This window comes from Micromonospora sp. CNZ303 (assembly GCF_004345505.1).
Genome location: NZ_SLVT01000001.1, coordinates 458,296 through 475,997 on the forward strand (window position 1 = coordinate 458,296; position 17,702 = coordinate 475,997).

General features: G+C 73.6%; 15 protein-coding genes and 2 tRNA genes. 11 read left to right on the forward strand and 6 right to left on the reverse strand.

Annotated features, from left to right (window positions below; all coding sequences use genetic code 11):
- Positions 1 to 22: 22 nt before the first annotated feature.
- Positions 23 to 1,330, reverse strand: a complete 1,308-nt coding sequence (locus tag EV374_RS02235) for a zinc-dependent metalloprotease (protein WP_165947701.1) — start codon at positions 1,328 to 1,330, stop codon at positions 23 to 25.
- A 113-nt stretch (positions 1,331 to 1,443) separates the two neighbouring features.
- Here EV374_RS02235 and EV374_RS02240 point away from each other — a divergent pair, with 113 nt between their 5' ends.
- The 5 genes from EV374_RS02240 to EV374_RS02260 all read left to right on the forward strand — a co-directional run bounded on the left by EV374_RS02240 (position 1,444) and on the right by EV374_RS02260 (position 7,041).
- On the forward strand, positions 1,444 to 2,457 hold the full coding sequence (locus EV374_RS02240; protein ID WP_132231078.1) for a YlbL family protein: 1,014 nt from the start codon (positions 1,444 to 1,446) through the stop codon (positions 2,455 to 2,457).
- A gap of 179 nt (positions 2,458 to 2,636) precedes the next feature.
- Positions 2,637 to 5,684 carry a UPF0182 family protein gene (locus tag EV374_RS02245; protein WP_132231079.1) on the forward strand — a complete coding sequence of 1,016 codons (3,048 nt, stop codon included), beginning with the start codon at positions 2,637 to 2,639 and terminating at the stop codon, positions 5,682 to 5,684.
- A 323-nt stretch (positions 5,685 to 6,007) separates the two neighbouring features.
- Positions 6,008 to 6,084: transfer RNA gene (locus EV374_RS02250), tRNA-Met, on the forward strand.
- A gap of 301 nt (positions 6,085 to 6,385) precedes the next feature.
- Positions 6,386 to 6,462: transfer RNA gene (locus EV374_RS02255), tRNA-Met, on the forward strand.
- A 330-nt stretch (positions 6,463 to 6,792) separates the two neighbouring features.
- Entirely contained in the window at positions 6,793 to 7,041 is a 249-nt protein-coding gene (locus EV374_RS02260; protein ID WP_132231080.1) for a hypothetical protein, read from the forward strand.
- Between the two features lie 132 nt (positions 7,042 to 7,173).
- Here the strand turns inward: EV374_RS02260 and EV374_RS02265 are convergent, their stop codons facing one another.
- Complete coding sequence (locus EV374_RS02265; protein WP_486485530.1) at positions 7,174 to 8,505, reverse strand: ABC transporter substrate-binding protein; 1,332 nt, start codon at positions 8,503 to 8,505, stop codon at positions 7,174 to 7,176.
- A 166-nt stretch (positions 8,506 to 8,671) separates the two neighbouring features.
- Between EV374_RS02265 and EV374_RS02270 the strand changes: the two genes are divergently transcribed.
- The 3 genes from EV374_RS02270 to EV374_RS02280 all read left to right on the forward strand — a co-directional run bounded on the left by EV374_RS02270 (position 8,672) and on the right by EV374_RS02280 (position 11,254).
- On the forward strand, positions 8,672 to 9,505 hold the full coding sequence (locus EV374_RS02270) for a phosphoribosylaminoimidazolesuccinocarboxamide synthase (protein ID WP_132231082.1): 834 nt from the start codon (positions 8,672 to 8,674) through the stop codon (positions 9,503 to 9,505).
- 70 nt (positions 9,506 to 9,575) lie between these two features.
- Positions 9,576 to 10,073 carry a SigE family RNA polymerase sigma factor gene (locus EV374_RS02275; protein ID WP_132231083.1) on the forward strand — a complete coding sequence of 166 codons (498 nt, stop codon included), beginning with the start codon at positions 9,576 to 9,578 and terminating at the stop codon, positions 10,071 to 10,073.
- A complete protein-coding gene (locus EV374_RS02280; protein ID WP_132231084.1) occupies positions 10,070 to 11,254 on the forward strand; it encodes a hypothetical protein in 1,185 nt (394 codons plus the stop codon). The genes EV374_RS02275 and EV374_RS02280 overlap by 4 nt, the downstream gene beginning before the upstream one ends.
- Before the next feature lie 22 nt (positions 11,255 to 11,276).
- Here EV374_RS02280 and glpK read toward each other — a convergent pair whose 3' ends face one another.
- A complete protein-coding gene (glpK, locus tag EV374_RS02285) occupies positions 11,277 to 12,761 on the reverse strand; it encodes a glycerol kinase GlpK (protein WP_132231085.1) in 1,485 nt (494 codons plus the stop codon).
- Positions 12,762 to 12,854: 93 nt separating this feature from the next.
- On the opposite strand from glpK, the gene EV374_RS02290 reads away from it, so the two are divergent.
- The gene (locus tag EV374_RS02290; protein WP_132231086.1) at positions 12,855 to 13,793 is read left to right on the forward strand and encodes a ribose-phosphate diphosphokinase; all 939 of its coding nucleotides are present in this window, start codon (positions 12,855 to 12,857) and stop codon (positions 13,791 to 13,793) included.
- 27 nt (positions 13,794 to 13,820) lie between these two features.
- Here EV374_RS02290 and EV374_RS02295 read toward each other — a convergent pair whose 3' ends face one another.
- Positions 13,821 to 14,288 carry an ATP-binding protein gene (locus EV374_RS02295; protein ID WP_132231087.1) on the reverse strand — a complete coding sequence of 156 codons (468 nt, stop codon included), beginning with the start codon at positions 14,286 to 14,288 and terminating at the stop codon, positions 13,821 to 13,823.
- Positions 14,289 to 14,408: 120 nt separating this feature from the next.
- Between EV374_RS02295 and macS the strand changes: the two genes are divergently transcribed.
- On the forward strand, positions 14,409 to 15,539 hold the full coding sequence (gene macS / locus EV374_RS02300) for a MacS family sensor histidine kinase (protein WP_486485531.1): 1,131 nt from the start codon (positions 14,409 to 14,411) through the stop codon (positions 15,537 to 15,539).
- Between the two features lie 14 nt (positions 15,540 to 15,553).
- On the forward strand, positions 15,554 to 16,216 hold the full coding sequence (locus tag EV374_RS02305) for a response regulator transcription factor (RefSeq protein WP_132231362.1): 663 nt from the start codon (positions 15,554 to 15,556) through the stop codon (positions 16,214 to 16,216).
- A gap of 51 nt (positions 16,217 to 16,267) precedes the next feature.
- Here EV374_RS02305 and EV374_RS02310 read toward each other — a convergent pair whose 3' ends face one another.
- Positions 16,268 to 16,840, reverse strand: a complete 573-nt coding sequence (locus EV374_RS02310; RefSeq protein ID WP_132231088.1) for a DUF5709 domain-containing protein — start codon at positions 16,838 to 16,840, stop codon at positions 16,268 to 16,270.
- A gap of 105 nt (positions 16,841 to 16,945) precedes the next feature.
- Positions 16,946 to 17,674 (reverse strand): ATP-binding protein, encoded by a 729-nt coding sequence (locus tag EV374_RS02315; RefSeq protein ID WP_486485532.1) that lies wholly within the window; start codon positions 17,672 to 17,674, stop codon positions 16,946 to 16,948.
- Between the last annotated feature and the right edge of the window lie 28 nt (positions 17,675 to 17,702).

Sequence of the window (17,702 nt, forward strand, 5' to 3'; positions counted from 1 at the left end):
GCGGCCCTCGGCGTCGACGCGATCAGGGGCGGCTGGCGTCGCCGCCCTCGGGGTCGTCGTCCGGGCGCCGCTGCTCCGGCTCGCCCGGGGCCTTCTCCTCCGGGCCGCCCGGCGCGCTGAAGTCGAAGCTCTCCAACTCGCCGAGGTCCCACTCGGACATCGCGAAGGCCACCGGGTCGGCGAAGTCGTCGTCGGAGGGGAGCAGGTCGGGGTGGCCCCACAGGGCGTCCCGGCCGGCGATGCCCCGGTGCTCGGTCAGCGCCGCCCAGAGCGCCGCCGCCTCACGCAGCCGGCGCGGACGCAGCTCCAGGCCGACCAGCGCCGCGAAGGTCTGCTCGGCCGGGCCACCGGCGGCCCGGCGGCGGCGGAACGCCTCGCCGAGGCTCACCACGTTGGGCAGCCGGCCGCTCGCCGCGCTGTCGACCACGTGGCACACCCAGCCCTCGACCAGGGCCAGGGCGGTCTCGAGCCGGGCCAGCGAGGCCTTCTGCGCCGGGCTGTCCTCCGGGGTGAAGATGCCCTCAAGCGCGATCGCCTGCATCGACTCCGGGTCGGTCGGGTCGACCCGGCCCATCGCCTCCTCGATCGCCTCCCGGTTGACCCGGATGCCGGCCGCGTACATCTCGACGGCGTTGAGCACGTGCCCGCGCAGCCACGGCACGTGCTGGAAGAGCCGCTGATGGGCGGCCTCGCGCAGGGCGACGTAGAGGCGCACCTCGTCCTCGGGCAGCTCCAGGCCCTCGCCGTACGCCCGGATGTTGGCCGGGATCAGCGCGGCCGTGCCGGCCGGGCCGAGCGGCAGCCCGATGTCGCCGGCGGAGAGCACCTCCGCGGCGAGCGAGCCGAGCGCCTGGCCGAGCTGGCCGCCGAAGAGCGCGCCACCGAGGGTGGCGACCATCGACTGCATCGGGCCGAGCTGGGCGCGCGCCTCCGGCGGCACCAGGTCGCCCATCGCGCCGACCATCCGGCTGGCGACCGGGTCGCAGAGCTTGCGCCAGACGTCGAGCGTCTTGTAGATCCACTCGTTGCGGTTCCAGGCCAGCGAGGTCTGAATGCCCGAGGGCAGGGCGGAGGCCGGCTCCAGCCACAGGTCCGCGAGCCGCAACGCCTCCTCCACCGCGTTGCGCTCGAAGGGCGACACCGCCGGGTCGCCTGCGGCGGCGAGTTGGCTGGCGGCCACCTGCCGGGCCAGGTCCCAGTTGACCGGCCCGCTGCCCGACGCGGAGAGCAGGTGCTGCAACTGCGACATGAACTGCTGCATCTGCGCGGGATCGTTGGGGTCTGGTGGTTGCCCACCCGGGAGCGCGAAACCGAACGGAATATCAGGCACGACGTCTACGGTACGCGCGCCGCGCCCCAGGTAGCTGCCGCTGGCGTTGCGCTGAGGGCGAAGTCGCGATTCACCCACCGGAGGCCCCGATCCCGGTCGGTACGCTCTGCCGCATGAGACGTCGCGGCGTGACCGTCCTGCTCGGTGCTCTGCTCACCGCTCTGCTCAGCATCGGCGTGCTCGGCGCGCCCATCCCCTACGTGGTGCTCGGCCCGGGGCCGACCGTCAACACGCTCGGCAAGGAGAACGGCAAGGAGGTCATCCAGGTCACCGGCCGGGAGACGTCCACCTCCGCCGGCCAGCTCCGGCTGACCACGGTCGGGGTGCAGCCCTCGGTCAAGCTGCGCTCGGCGATCCAGGGCTGGTTCTCCGACGACGAGGCGGTGGTGCCCCGCGAGCTGGTGTACCCGCCGGGGGAGAGCCGCAAGCAGGTCGAGGAGCGCAACGCGGAGGACTTCCGGGCCTCGCAGACCAGCGCGGAGACCGCGGCGCTGCGGGAGCTGGGCTACCCGGTGCAGGTGGTGGTCAAGACCGTCGCCGCCGACGGGCCGGCGGCCGGCGTGCTCAAGCCCGGCGACGTGCTGACCTCGGTGGACGGGGAACCGGTCCCGCTGGCCACGCGCCTCACGGACCTGATCAGGGCGAAGCCGGCCGGGACCGCGCTGAGGATCGGCTACACCCGCGACGGCGCCGCCGCGACGGCGGCGGTCACCAGCCGGGAGCAGGACGGGCGACCCCGCATCGGGGTGGAGATCGAGCAGCAGCAGCCGCACCCGTTCACCCTGAACATCGACCTGGAGGACATCGGCGGGCCGAGCGCCGGCCTGATGTTCGCCCTCGGCATCGTGGACAAGCTGACCCCGGAGGACCTGACCGGCGGGAAGGTCATCGCCGGCACCGGCACGATCGACGACGCCGGCCGGGTCGGGCCGATCGGCGGCATCGCCCAGAAGCTGGTGGGCGCGAAGGAGGCCGGCGCGGTGGCGTTCCTGGTGCCGGCGGCGAACTGCGCCGAGGCCGTACGCAACCCGCAGCCCGGGCTGCCACTGCTGAAGGTCGGCTCGCTGGACGAGGCACTGACCGCGCTGGAGACCATGCGCGCCGGGGGCCAGCCGACCCGCTGCTGACCGCGGGCGCGGGCACTCCCGGCGTACGTGGCGGGCCCGCGCCGGCCGCCCCCTCCACCGACGCTTCCGCCGCGCGGCGCGACGCCGTGTGACCTTGGACCGACACGTTCAGGAACACCCCGTACTCTTGGTGCCTGGTCGGAGCCGATCACATCGAGCGTGCGGAGCCAACAGTGGTCATGAAGAGCAGTAGCCCCCTGCCGAGGATGAGCCGACGCGGACGCGTCACGATCGGTGTCCTGGTCGGGGTGTTCGTGCTCTTCACCCTGCTCGGCTGGGGTGTCCAGGCGTGGACGGACTGGCTGTGGTTCGACGAGGTCCGCTACACCGGGGTCTTCACGGGGGTGCTGACGACCCGGCTGCTGCTCTTCTTCGCCGTCGGCCTCGGCATGGCGCTGATAGTCGGCGGCAACCTCTGGCTGGCCCAGCGGCTGCGCCCCCGGATGCGCCCGCACTCGCCGGAGCAGGCCACCCTGGAGCGTTACCGGATGCTGCTGAGCCCCCGGCTCGGCCTGTGGATCACGCTGGTCGCCACCGTGGTCGGCCTCTTCGCCGGGCTGTCGGCGCAGAGCCGCTGGAACCAGTGGCTGCTCTTCCGCAACGGCGGGGACTTCGGCGTGAAGGACCCGGAGTTCGGCATCGACGTCGGCTTCTACGTCTTCCAGTTGCCGTTCCTGCGCTACCTGCTCGGCGTGGGCTTCACCGCGGTGGTGCTCTCCGTGATCGGCGCGCTCGCCGTGCACTACGTCTTCGGTGGCGTCCGCCTCCAGGGCGTCGGCGACCGGATGACCAACGCCGCCCGGGCCCACCTGAGCACGCTCGTCGCGGTCTTCGTCCTGCTCAAGGCGCTCGCGTACGTGCTGGACCGGCGCGCGATGCTGCTCGAGTACGGCAACGGCCCCGTCTACGGCGCCGGCTACGCCGACGTCAACGCGCTGCTGCCCGCCAAGGAGATCCTCGCCTACATCTCCATCGTCGTGGCGATCGCGATCATCGTCTTCTCCAACGCCTGGATGCGGAACCTGGTCTGGCCGGGCATCTCGCTCGCCCTGCTGGGCGTCTCCGCCGTCGCCATCGGCGGCGTCTACCCCTGGGCGGTGCAGACCTTCGAGGTCAAGCCCAGCGCGAAGGAGAAGGAGGCGCCGTACATCGAGCGGAGCATCAAGGCCACCCGCTCGGCGTTCGGCCTGGAGGCGGCCACCACCACGCCGTACGCGGCGAGCAACCTGAGGCCACCGGCGACCCTCGCCACGGACACCTCCGTGGTGCCGAACATCCGGCTGCTCGACCCGCAACTGGTCTCCGAGACGTACACCCAGCGCCAGCAGGTCCGGCAGTTCTACGACTTCGGCGAGAAGCTGGACGTCGACCGCTACGGGGTCAACGGCAAGGTGCAGGACTACGTGGTCGGCCTGCGCGAGGTCAACTACCGGCAGTTGACCCCCCAGCAGAACACCTGGATCAACCGGCACACCGTCTACACCCACGGCTACGGGCTGGTGGCGGCGCCCGGCAACCGGGTGGTCTGCGGCGGCCAACCCTTCTTCGTCTCCGGCTTCCTCGGCGACCCGCAGGAGCAGCAGAAGGAGCAGGGCCAGCAGACGGGCGAGCAGTGTGCCTCGCAGACCGAGCAGATCGCGGCCAAGCAGCCCCGCGTCTACTACGGCGAGCGGATGGACGCCAGCGACTACGCGATCGTCGGCCAGAGCGACCCGGCGCGGAAGGCGGAGTTCGACCGACCGGTCGGCGAGGGCGGCGAGTCCTACACCTACACCGGTGAGGGCGGCGTCGAGATCGGCTCGTTCACCCGGCGGCTGCTCTACGCGATCAAGGAGCAGGAGTCGAACTTCCTGCTCTCCGACGCGGTCAACGACAACTCGAAGCTGCTCTACGTGCGTAACCCCCGCGACCGGGTGGAGAAGGTCGCCCCGTTCCTCACCCTCGACGGCGACCCGTACCCGGCGGTGGTGGACGGCCGGATCCAGTGGATCATCGACGGCTACACCACGGCGGCGACCTACCCGTACGCCGAGCGCGTCAACCTCCAGGAGCAGACGGCCGACGAGCTGACCGGGCGGGGCACCTTCCAGCTGGCCCGGGAGAACGTCAACTACATCCGCAACTCCGTGAAAGCCACCGTCGACGCGTACGACGGCACGGTCCGGCTCTACGAGTTCGACGAGACCGACCCGGTGCTCAAGGCGTGGAACAAGGCGTTCGGCGGCGACCTGGTGCTGCCGAAGTCGGAGATCCCGGCCGAGCTCGCCGAGCACTTCCGCTACCCGGCCGACCTGTTCAAGGTGCAGCGCAACCTGCTGACCCGGTTCCACGTGACCGATCCCGGCGCCTTCTACTCGGAGACGGACTTCTGGCAGGTGCCGAACGTGCCGGACGCCCCCGACACCGGCCAGAAGCAGCCGCCCTACTACCTCTACACGCAGTTCCCCGGCCAGGAGTCGGCGCGCTTCCAGCTCACCTCGGCGGTCACCCCGAACGGCCGGGAGAACCTCGCCGCGCTGATCTCCGGGTCGTACGTCGACGGGCAGCCGCGGCTGGAGGTGCTCGACCTGCCCGACCAGACCCGGGTCTCCGGCCCGGTGCAGGTGCACCAGTCGATGACCAACAACGCGAACATCCGGCAGCAGCTCAACCTGCTCCAGTCCCAGCAGGCCCAGGTCCAGTACGGCAACCTGCTCTCCCTGCCGTTCGGCGACGGCATGCTCTACATCGAGCCGGTCTACGTGAAGACGGCCGCGCAGAACGCGCCGCCGCTGTTGCAGCGGGTGCTGATGTCCTACGGCGACGGCGGCTCCTACGTGGTGCTGGCCAACAACGTGACCGACGGCATCAAGCAGCTCATCGAGCAGGGCAAGCAGGCCGCCGCCCCGGGCACCCCGCCGCCCGCCGGCGACACCCCGCCCCCGGCCGGGGGCACGCCGCCGGGTGGGACCGCACCCCCGCTGACCGGCGAGCTGGCCGAGGCGGCGAACCGCGTCCAGACCGCCATCGCGGAGGTACGGGCCGCGCAGACCTCGGGCGACTTCGAGCGGTACGGGCGCGCGTTGAAGGCGCTGGACGAGGCGCTCACCGCCTTCCAGCAGGCCCAGCAGGCCGCCAGCACCCCGGCGTCCCCGGCCCCGGGCGCCAGCGCTCCGGCGTCCCCGACGCCCAGCGCCCCGGCGTCCCCGGCACCGGGCGGCAGCGCCTCACCCACCCCGGGCGGCTGACCCGCACCACCCTCGCAGCGCCCCCGGCCGACGGACCGATCCGGTCCCGACGCCGGGGGCGTTGTCGCGTTCGCGACCACCGGCCCGGCGCCGCAACCCGCCGTCCCACGTCGCCGTGGAGGAGGCGTACGCCCGGCCTGCTGCTGGCGGGCGCGCTGCGCCGGTTGCCGGACGCCCCGCACTAACCTCCTCGACATGCCGGTGCGGGACATCGCCCGGGAGGCGTAGGTGCCCACAGGCACCGTCAAGTCGTGGTTGTCGTGGGGTGTCCCCGGGGTCGTTTTGCGGCGACGGGGGTCGGTGGGATACGGTATACGAACCGACGCGGGGTGGAGCAGCTCGGTAGCTCGCTGGGCTCATAACCCAGAGGTCGCAGGTTCAAATCCTGTCCCCGCTACCACGTCGGAACGGCCCCGGACTTCAATCCGGGGCCGTTCCGCATTTCCGAGCCACCGCTGCCCGACGATCACGCGGCTCCGGCTCCGGCTCCAGCCGCCGCCCGCTGCCGCCGCCCATTGGTTGGACCGGCGATCGTGCATTGCGTCAGGGCGAAGGCGGAGCGACTGACGCCACGATCCGTCGCGGCGGGCGCCTCGCGCGGTCGTTCGACGTCGGTTTGCGCTGGTCAAGGCGGGGTCTACCGCGGGATCGGGGGGTCCGCTGATCATCGCCCGCCGGGTGCGCTAGAGTTAACGAGCCGACGCGGGGTGGAGCAGCTCGGTAGCTCGCTGGGCTCATAACCCAGAGGTCGCAGGTTCAAATCCTGTCCCCGCTACCACGTCGAAGAGGCCCCGGAGATTGTCTCCGGGGCCTCTTCGCATCTCGCCTCCGGCGTCGACGTGTCGCATCGGTCGACGGCGGGCTGGTCTTCGTCACGCTGAAGTGCAACGCACGCCGAAGTGCAACGCACGCCGAAGTGCAACGCACGCCGAAGTGCGGGTCGGCCGGCGAATGTGGCGGGCCCGGGACACCCACATGACTCCGTGCTCCAGGTGCTCGCGGTGCTGGGGCGCGGCCGACCAGCGCAACGGCGCCAGGCGTGCCCGGGCGGGGCGCGTTCCTCGTCGACCGACGTGCCGAGGTTGCGGTTGTCGGCGAAGATGTGGGCATGTCTTCTTTCGGTAAGTGGTGGGGCCGGTTGACCGCCGTTTTCGGTGCGGTCGTGCTGTCGGTGTTCGTGCCCGTCGCGGCCTGGGCGTCCACCGGCACGGGTGAGCTCGTGGTGGAGGCCGCGCGGCGGCGGCGTGGTGGCGGCTTCGGCTTCATCGGCCTGCTCTGCTGCCTGGTCGTGGTGGCCGGCGTCGTCTTCCTCCTGCTGCGCATGATGCGCAACCGCCGAGGCGGCCCGCCGCGCTGACACGGCCCGCCGGCGCGCCGGTGTTCCGGCAGCGCGACGGCGCCCTGTCCTGCCTCGGCCGAGGCAGGACCTCGGCCGAGGCAGGACATCCACCCGGCATCCCCGCCGGGGGCGGCCTCGCGGTGACCGGTTCTATCCGGCCAGCGCCGCGTCCGCCCGGGCCATGAAGCGGGTCGTCGCCGCCCGGGGGCCGGTCCTGCCGCTGCGGATGCTCTCGGCGGCCTCCAGCAGCAGCGCCCGCACCCGGGGGTGGCCCTGCGGCGGTGGACTGGGCGCCGGTCCCAGCCGGGCGGCCAGTGCGGTGCCGAGGGCCGCCGCGCGCCGCTGCGCCGGCTCGGTGATGCTGCCCTCGACGTAGCTGCGCACGGCGAGGCTGGGGCTGAGCCCGCGCTCGTGACCGAGCACGCTCCCCGCCTCGCCGTTGCCGGTCAGAAAGTTGATCACGTCCGCGACCAGGTCGGGGTGCCGGGTGCCGCGGAAGGCCGCCCAGTACATCGACGCCCGGTGCCACTGCGCCTCCGGAGGACCCGGCATGGCGGCCAGGCCCAGCTCGGCGTCGGTGAGGCGTTGGAGTTCCGGCAGCTGGTGCGACCAGGCGAACGAGGCGGCCGTCGCGCCGGTGACCACGAGCTGCTGAACGGGTTCGCCGCCGTCGGCCTGCTCCACGAGGGCGGCGCTCGGGGTGGCCCGGCTGGAGCGGGCGCGCCGCCACAGGTCGAACCACTCGACCAGCGCGTCGGCGTCGAAGCCGAGCTGTCGACCGCGGTAGAACTCGCCGCCCTGCCCGCGCAGCCAGAGCCAGAGCGCCCGGTAGTCGCCCGAGGGGTCCATCGTGCCGGCCACCCGGCCCTCGCTCGCCCGGGTGACCCGTCGCGCCCAGGCGACGTACTCCGCCCAGGACATTCCCGTGTTCGGCTCGGGCAGCCGCAGCCGGCGCAGCAGCGTGCGGTCGTAGACCACGGCGGCGGCGGTCTGTGCCGCGGCGACGCCGACCGTACGACCGTCGACCTGCCCGTACCGGACCAGGCCCTGGGGCAGGGTGCGCAGGTCCAGGCGGTGGTCGGCGACGTACCCGCTGAGGTCCAGGACGATCTCGCGGCGGGCGTACTCGGTGAGCATGCTGTCGTCGAGCTGGATCAGGTCGGGCACGTTGCCGCCCGCGGCCTGGGTGGCCAGCCGGTCGTAGTAGCCGCCGGCACCCTGCCAGGTGATCCGGAAACCGACGCGGGGATTGCGGTCGGTGTAGAGCCGCAGCACCCGCTCGGTGAGTTCGGCCCGCTTCGCCCCGCCGTACCAGAAGACCGACAGCTCGACCGGCCCGGTCTCCACCGGGGCCGCCTGGCCCTCGGTGCACCCGGTGAGCCCGCCGGTCGCGAGCACCGGCGCACCCAGCATCGCGGCGAGCACCCGACGCCGGCCCGGATCCGCTTCGGCGCGGGGCAGCGGGGATCGGGCAACGGGCACGAAGAACTCCTGGCGGACCGGTGGGGCGGGCGGCCGGATCATTCACCCAGGCGCGCGCGAGGGTGTCAACGTACGTCCGGCCACACCACCACGACCCAGGCGTACGCATCGATGCCCGCAGCCACCGGCGGAGGCCGTGGCCGGCCCGCATGGTGTACTAGGGCGCGTGGAACTTCTGCACTCGGGCAAGGTGAGGGATGTCTACGCCGACGGCGAGGACCTGATCCTGGTCGCCTCCGACCGCATCTCGATCTACGACGTGGTGCTGCCGACGCCGATCCCCGACAAGGGCAAGCTGCTCACCGCGCTCTCGCTGTGGTGGTTCGAGCAGCTCGCCGACATGGTGCCGAACCACGTCATCTCCGCCACCGACGTGCCGGCGGAGTTCGCCGGCCGGGCGATCCGCTGCCGGCGGCTGGAGATGGTCGCGGTGGAGTGCGTCGCCCGGGGCTACCTGACCGGCGGTGGACTGAAGGAGTACCAGCGCACGGGCGCGGTCTCCGGCGTCGAGCTGCCGCGCGGGCTGGTCGAGGCGTCCATCCTGCCCGAGCCGATCTTCACCCCGTCGACCAAGGCGCCGGTGGGCGAGCACGACGAGCCGATCACCTTCGCCGAGGTGGTGGACAAGGTCGGCGTCGAGACCGCCGAGCGGCTGCGCCGGATCACGCTCGACGTCTACCGCCGGGGCGCCGAGCTGGCCGCCGATCGGGGCATCCTGGTCGCCGACACCAAGATCGAGCTGGGCTGGGCGCCGGACGGCACGCTGACCGTCGGCGACGAGCTGCTCACCTCCGACTCGTCCCGGTTCTGGCCGGCGGAGTCGTACCAGCCGGGCCGGACGCAGTTCTCCTACGACAAGCAGTACGTGCGGGACTGGGCGGTGGAGAGCGGCTGGGACCGGCAGGGCCCGGCGCCCGAGGTGCCGGCCGAGGTGGTCGAGGCGACCCGGGCCCGCTACGTCGACGTCTACGAGAAGCTGACCGGCAACCGCTGGGACTGATTCCCGAACGGGTTTCCCGACCGGTGCAGCACCTCGGCCGCCCCATGGACTTTCCTGGGGCGGAGGTGCCATGCAGCCGACGTTCGAGGAGTTCGTGACCGCCCGCGGGGGATCCCTGCTGCGGTTCGCGCTCATGCTCACCGGGGACCGGCACCAGGCCGAGGACCTGGTGCAGGCGGTGCTGGCCAAGGCGTACGTCCGGTGGGCGCGGGTGGCCGGGATGAGCCGGCCCGAGGCGTACCTCAAACAGGTTCTGGTCAACGAGAACCTGCGCTGGTGGCGGCGGCTCTCCTCGCGCGAACTGCCGGTCGAGGCCCCCGCCGACGGCGCGGCCGGCCCGGACGACGCCGGTGCCCACGCGGCGCGCGACGCGGCCTGGGCCCTGCTGCGCCGGCTGCCGCGCCGGCAGCGGGCGGTGCTCGTGCTGCGCTACTACGAGGACCTCTCCGACGCACAGATCGCCGAGGTCCTCGGCTGCGCCCCGGCCACCGTGCGGTCGCAGGCGGCGCGCGCCCTCGCCACGCTCCGGGCCACGGTGCCCACCATCGATCGGGAGGCGCTGCCATGAGCAGGGACGACGTCGAGACGCTGGTCCGGGACACGTTCCTCTGCCACGAGGCCGAGGCCGAGGAGGGCACGACGGACCTGGCCGGGGCGGTACGGGCGCGGGTGGCCCGGCGGCGTCGCCGCGCCCGGGTGGCGGGGGCCGGGGCGGCGGCCGTGGCGGTGCTCGTCGCCGCCGGGGTGATCCCGGCGCTGTTCGGCGACCGCCCGGCCCGGCCCCTGGCGGTCGACGTGGCGGCCGAGGACCGGGCGGCGACGGCGGACTGGCGCTGGGAGAGCTCCCTCGGCGCGGAGATCCAGGTGCCGGCGCACTGGACGGTCAACGACTCCGGCTGCTTGCAGACCGACGCGCCGAGCGTGGTGCGGGGTGCCGGCATACAGCCCGCCTGCTTCACACCGGAGCCGGTCCACAAGGAGCTCGCCTTCATCAGCGACCGGCCGGCCGGCGGCCCGCTGACCGAGATTCCCACCGGGCCGCCGAGCGGATGGCCGACAGCCGTCGCGCTGCCGGAGCGGGCCGTCGAGGTCAGCGGGGTGCCGGCCGTCCGCGCCGAGGGACGGCTGACCGACGGCCGGTACGCCGGCACCGTCACCGTTGCGGCGCGGCAGGTCGCGGTGACCGTGCGGACGCGGGAAGAGGCCACCACCCGGCGGATCCTGGACAGCGTCCGGCTGGTGGAGATCGACCACGCCGGCTGCCCCACCCGTCTCCGGCCGGTCGCTCCCGCGCCGCTGCCTGGGCAGAGGTCGCCGGGCCGGTCGACGGCGCAGACCACGGAGGATCAGGGGCACACGCCCTTCGTGCCGAGCCTCCCGTCCTCGATCTCCGTCTGCTCCTACGGATCGCCGAACCCGCGCGGGGAGCGCCGGGACCGGATCGAGGCTTCGGTCCGGCTCTCCGGTGCCGAGGCGGTGGCGCTCGCCGCAGGGCTGAACGCCGCCCGTCCCGGGGCAAACCCCGCGCCTGCCGGTGTGGCCTGCGCCCGGCCGGACCCGCTCGGCTACGAGGCCCTGCTGCTGGTGCGGGACCGGGACGACGAGGTGTGGGTGCGGGTCAACTGGAACGGCTGCACGCGCGGACTGGACAACGGGGTGAGCCAGGCGCGCCTGACCATGCCGCTGCTCGCGGACATCATGGGACCGGTGAGGACCGGTTACTCCCTTTCCCACGACCTGCCCAGGTGACCGGCGGCGCTGGTCGGTGTCGTCAGTCGACCCAGTCGAGGGTGCGCTGGACGGCCTTGCGCCAGTTGCGCAGCTCCCGTTCCCGGTGCGCCGGTTCCATCGTCGACTCCCACTGCGCGTCGGAGCGCCACTGGCCGCGCAGCGTCGCCAGGTCCGGCCAGAAGCCGACCGCGAGGCCGGCCGCGTACGCCGCGCCGAGGCAGGTGGTCTCGGTGATCCGGGACCGCACCACCGGCACGTCGAGCACGTCGGCGAGGAACTGCATCAGCAGCCCGTTGGCGGTCATCCCGCCGTCGACCCGCAGCCGGCGCAGCGCCACGTCGGAGTCGGCGTTCATCGCGTCGACCACCTCGCGGGTCTGCCAGGCGGACGCCTCCAGCGCGGCCCGGGCCAGGTGGCCCTTGGTGATGTAGCCGGTCAGCCCGGCGACGACCCCGCGCGCGTCGCTGCGCCAGTGCGGGGCGAACAGCCCGGAGAAGGCCGGCACGACGTAGCAGCCGCCGTTGTCGTCGACGGTGCGGGCCAGCTCCTCCACCTCCGGCGCGGTGGAGATCAGCCCGAGGTTGTCGCGCAGCCACTGCACCAGCGAGCCGGTGACCGCGATCGCCCCCTCCAGCGCGTACGCGGCGGGCTGGCCCTGGATGCGGTAGGCGACCGTGGTGAGCAGGCCGTGGGTGGAGGGGACCGGGCTCGCGCCGGTGTTGAGCAGCAGGAAGCTGCCGGTGCCGTAGGTGCACTTGGCCTCGCCCGGCTGGAAGCAGGTCTGCCCGAACAGGGCGGCCTGCTGGTCGCCGAGCGCGCTGGCGACCGGCACCCCGGCCAGGACGCCGGTGGCCTCTCCGTAGACCTCGGCGGAGCTGCGGATCTCCGGCAGCATCGCGGCCGGCACCCCCATCGCGTCGAGCAGCTCCGGGTCCCAGTCGAGGGTGCTCAGGTCCATCAGCAGGGTGCGGCTGGCGTTTGTCACGTCGGTGACGTGCCGGCCGGTGAGCTTCCAGATCAGCCAGCTGTCCATCGTGCCGAAGAGCACCTCGCCGGCCTCGGCGCGCCCGCGCAGCCCGTCGACGTGATCCAGCAGCCACCGCAACTTCGGCCCGGCGAAGTAGGTGGCCAGCGGCAGGCCGGTGCGGGAGCGGAACCGCTCCTCACCGTACGCCTGGTCGAGCTCACGCAGCAGCGGCGCGGTGCGGGTGTCCTGCCAGACGACGGCGTTGGCCACCGGCCGCCCGGTCTCCCGGTCCCAGACGAGCGTGGTCTCCCGCTGGTTGGTGATGCCCACGGCGGCGAGCCCGGCGGCGTCGGTGCCGGCGGCGTGCAGCGCCTCCCGGACCACCCGCTGGACGTTGTCCCAGATCTCCTCGGCGTCGTGCTCCACCCAGCCCGGCCGGGGGAAGATCTGCCGGTGCTCCCGCTGGGCGACGGAGACGATCTCCCCGGCCCGGTCGAAGACGATGCACCGCGAGGAGGTGGTGCCCTGGTCGATGGCGGCGACGTACTGGGGGGTCACGGCAGCACCGTACCCGGCCCGACGGATTTTCGCCGGTCGGCGGCGGGCCCCGGCGGGGAGCGGGTCCCGCTCACGTCCGTACGATGTGTGGACGTGCGTGACATCGCCGTCTTCAGTGGTACCGCCCACCCCGAACTCGCCGCCGAGATCTGTGCCCAGCTCGACGTGCCGCTGCACCCGGTGCGGGTCTCCCGGTTCGCCAACGACTGCCTGGAAGTGCAGTTGCAGGCCAACTGCCGGGAGCGGGACGTCTTCCTGATCCAGCCGTTGGTGCCGCCCGTGCAGGAGAACCTGGTCGAGCTGCTGCTCATGATCGACGCGGCCCGGGGCGCCTCGGCCGGCCGGATCACCGTGGTGCTGCCGCACTACGCGTACGCGCGCTCCGACAAGAAGGACGCGCCGCGCATCTCGATCGGCGGGCGGCTCGTCGCCGACCTGCTCACCTCGGCGGGCGCGGACCGGGTGCTGGCGATGACCCTGCACTCGCCCCAGGTGCACGGCTTCTTCAGCGTGCCGGTCGACCACCTGCACGCGCTGCGCGAGCTGGCCGACCACTTCACCCGCTACGACCTGAGCAACACGGTGGTGGTCTCGCCGGACCTCGGCAACGCCAAGGAGGCGGCGGCGTTCGCCCGGCGGCTCGGCACCCCGGTGGCCGCCGGGGCGAAGCAGCGGTTCAGCGACGACCGGGTCAAGATCAGCGCGGTGATCGGCGACGTGACCGACCGGGACGTGATCGTGCTGGACGACGAGATCGCCAAGGGCAGCACGGTGATCGAGCTGATGGAGCACCTGCGTGAGCTGAGGGTCCGCTCGATCCGGCTGGCCTGCACCCACGGCCTCTTCTCCAGCGGCGCGTTGCAGCGGCTGAGTGAGCAGGAGGGCGTGCTGGAGATCGTCTGCACCAACACGGTGCCGATCCCCGCCGACAAGCGGGTGCCGAAGCTGGAGATCCTGTCCGTGGCGCCGGCGCTGGCCGAGGCGATGCGCCGGATCCACAACGGCGAATCGGTCAGCGCCCTCTTCGCCTGACCCGCCCGGGCCGCAGAGCCAGCAGGGTCAGTCGCGGCGGTGGCGGCCGGTGTGCTGGGGGGCCGCGACGGCGGTGCTGATACGGACCGTCGTGCCGCGCGTGCCGGTCTCCACGTCCATGCTGTCGCTCAGCTCCCGGGCCAGCCAGAGGCCCCACCCGCCGGCGGTGTCGGCGGCGGGGCGGCTCCGGTCGCCCAGCCGCTGCGTGCTGATTCCCTGCCCGTGGTCGGAGACCTCGCAGAACAGCTGGCCCGACTGCCGCCACAGCCGGAGCCAGCCGTGGCCGCCGCCGTGCCGGACCGCGTTGGTGATCAACTCGTTGACCGCCAGCACGAAGTCGTCCAGGCGCTGCCCGCCGAGGCCGGCCGCGTGCGCGCAGGAGGTGACCGAGTGGCGCAGTTCGGTCACCTGGGCCTGGTCGAAGGCCTCGGCGATGAGAAGGGAAGGTTCGATGGGCACAACCGTACGCTGTGCTCCGGGTCCCGCATTCGTCATGGCCCCGTCCCGACAGCGGATCGTGGATGTTTCGCGGCATTTCCACCGTACGTCAGGGTTCCTCCGGGCGCACCCGACGGCCCACGGGACCGTCCTGACGGCTGTGGCATCGTGACGGGCGTGTCGACGCCGCCCGGTGGTTTCGAGGTCCCGCTCTGGCGGGCCATCGCCGTGTTCCGCGTGGCCTCCCTGGCGTACGTCTGCGTGGTGGCGCTCCGGGACGCCGACCGGTACGCCCACCCGCTCGCGGCCGGCGGCCTGGTCCTGCTGATGGCGGCCTGGACCGGCGTGACCGCCGTCGGCTACGCCCACCCCGCCCGCCGAGGCTGGCCGCTGCTCCTGGCGGACCTGGGGATCGTCGTCGGCATCATGCTGGCCACCCCGTGGGTGATCGGGCGGACGGCGCTCGCCGCCGGGGCGCCCAGCCTCACCGTGGCCTGGCTGGCCGGACCGGTGCTGGCCTGGGCGGTCTCCGGCGGCCGGCGCCGGGGCACGGTCGCCGCGCTGGCGCTCGGCGCGGTGGACCTCGCCACCCGCGAACGGATCGGCCAGTCGTCGCTCACCGGGACGATCCTGCTGCTGCTCGCCGGCGTGGTGGTCGGGCACGTCGCCCGGCTGGCGGTGACCGCCGAGGAACGGCTGCACCGGGCGGTGGAGCTGGAGGCCGCCACCCGGGAGCGGGAGCGGCTGGCCCGGGACATCCACGACGGCGTGCTCCAGGTGCTGGCGCTGGTGCAGCGGCGCGGCGCCCACCTGGACGGCGAGGCAGGGGAGCTGGCCCGGCTCGCCGGGGAACAGGAGGCCGCGCTGCGCGCCCTCATCGGCGGTGCCACGCCGGTCGCGCCCACCGGCCACGGCGGGCCGGTGGACCTGCGTGGGCTGCTCGGCCGGTACGCCTCGGCGACGGTCTCGCTGTCCGCGCCGGCCACCCCGGTGCTCCTGCCCGGACGGGTCGCCCACGAACTGACCGCCGCGACCGCCGCCGCCCTCGACAACGTGGCCCGGCACACCGACGGGCGGGCCTGGGTGCTCGTCGAGGACGAGGGGACGACGGTGACCGTGTCGATCCGCGACGAGGGGCCGGGGTTTCCGGACGGCCGGCTGGAGGAGGCCGCCGCCGAGGGCCGGCTCGGCGTCGCCCGGTCGATCCGGGGTCGCCTCGCCGACCTCGGCGGCACGGTGCGGATCACCTCCGCGCCGGGCGCCGGCACCGAGCTGGAACTGACCGTTCCGAGGGAGGGACAACCGTGACGGGCGTACGGGTGATGGTGGTCGACGACCACCCGATGTGGCGGGAGGGGGTGGCCCGGGACCTCACCGAGGCCGGCCACGTCGTCGTCGCCGCCAGCGGGGAGGGCCGGCAGGCGCTGCGGGTGGCCGCCGCCGCCCGGCCGGACGTGGTGATCCTCGACCTGCAACTGCCGGACGTCTCAGGGGTGGAGGTGGTCCGCGGGCTGCGCGCCGTGCTGCCGGAGGTGCGGGTGCTGATGCTCTCGGCCAGCGGCGAGCAGCAGAGCGTGCTCGACGCGGTGAAGGCGGGCGCCACCGGCTACCTGGTCAAGTCGGCCGCCCCGGCGGAGTTCCTGGAGGCGGTGCGCCGGACGGCGGCGGGGGAGCCCGTCTTCACGCCCGGCCTGGCCGGGCTGGTCCTCGGCGAGTACCGCCGGCTCGCGGCCGACCCGGACGGTGCCGGACATGCCGCCGGACGCGACGCCCGGGGTGCCGGCCCGGCGCCCCGGCTCACCGACCGGGAGACCGAGGTGCTGCGCCTGGTCGCCAAGGGGATGTCCTACAAGCAGATCGCCGAGCGGCTCGGGCTGGCCCACCGCACGGTGCAGAACCACGTGCAGAACACGCTCGGCAAGCTCCAACTGCACAACCGGGTCGAGCTGACCCGGTACGCGATCGAACGGGGCCTCGACGACTGAGGGCCGCCGGGGAACCGCCCCCGAAGGGTTCCCCGACGGCCCCCGGCCGGTTCAGACCGAGTGCGGCGGACGCGTCTCGTGGATGGCCAGCTCCTCGGCGCTCGCGCCGCCGCCGGCCGAACCGGCGTCGTACGCCACCGAGTCGGTCTCCTGGTCGGTGTGCGCCCCCTCGTCCGGTTCGACGAGCCGGCCGACCTGGCCGTCGCTGACACTGCCCAGTTTGCCGTGGTCGTAGAGGGACACCGGCGAGTCCGGGTCGGAGGTGGGGCCGGGATCGATGACGTCCGCGTCGAGCTGGGCCTGCGCCGCCGCCTCCTCGCTGTCGGCCTCGGCGGCGATGTCCGGGTCGACGGGGCCGGCGAGCGGGTCGTCGGCCGGGCGTTCGTGCTGCTCCCGGTCGAGCTTGTAGTCCAGCGACTCGCCGTCGAGCTGCTCCTCGGCGGTGTTCCCGTACCGGTCCACCGCCACCGGCGTCCGGTCGCCCGGCAGCTGGGCGGGCTCCGGACCGTCCGCCTCGCGCCCGGTCAGGACGTCGTCGTTGGCGGTCGAGTCGTCGTCGGCGGTGTCGGGCAGGCCCTCCGCCTCGGGGTCGGACACGGGGGTCGGGTACTCGTCGTCGCGCATGGCTGATCACTACCCACTGCCCTCCCGGCATAACCGGTGCCGCCCGTGGCCATCCGGGCGAAAGGGGCACGTCGGGGGACGGCGGGGCAGGAATCGGGGCGGCGGTCAGCCGAGGTCGGCGGTGGTCTCGTCGTCGGTGTGCAGCACGCACCAGACGACCTTGCCGTCCGGCACCCGGCTGCTGCCCCAGCTGCGGGTGACGGTGTCGATCAGCAGCAGGCCGCGCCCGCCCGCGGTGTCCAGCGGCGCCTGCCCGGTGAACGCCGGCTGGCGTGGCGAGTGGTCGCGTACCGCCAGGTGCAGCGCGCCGCCCCGGGGTGCCAGGCGGACCGTCATCGGGGTGTGCGCGTGGGCGACCACGTTGTTCACCATCTCGGTGACCGCGATGCCGGCCGGCTCGATCAGCTCGGGCAGGCCCCAGCGTCCGCAGCCCTCCGTCACGAGCTGCCGGGCCTGCCGGGCCGCCCCGACGGCGGGGGGAAGGTCGGTCTCGGCCACCGCGGCCAGCGGCGCGGCGGCCAGCCCGGCCAGCGCCCCGGCCAGGGTCGGCCAGGCGGGCACCCCCTCGACGGTGCCGGTCGGATCGCAGAGCAGCAGGTCGGCGGCGGGCCAGTCGCGTACCTCCCGGCACACCTCGGCGAAGACGTCCCGGGCGGCCGGGTCGGCCACCCGCAGGGCGGTGAGGTCGGCGAGGACCGGGCCGGGTCGGCAACAGAACCGGGCGAGCAGGCCGTCGCGTACCACGTCGACGCCGGACCGGTCGAGGGTCCCGGTCAGCCGGAGCACGCCCGACGCCTCGTCCGCCTCCACCCGGCAGCCCGCGTCGGTGGACATGACCGGCTCCGTCCCACCTTGCGGGCCG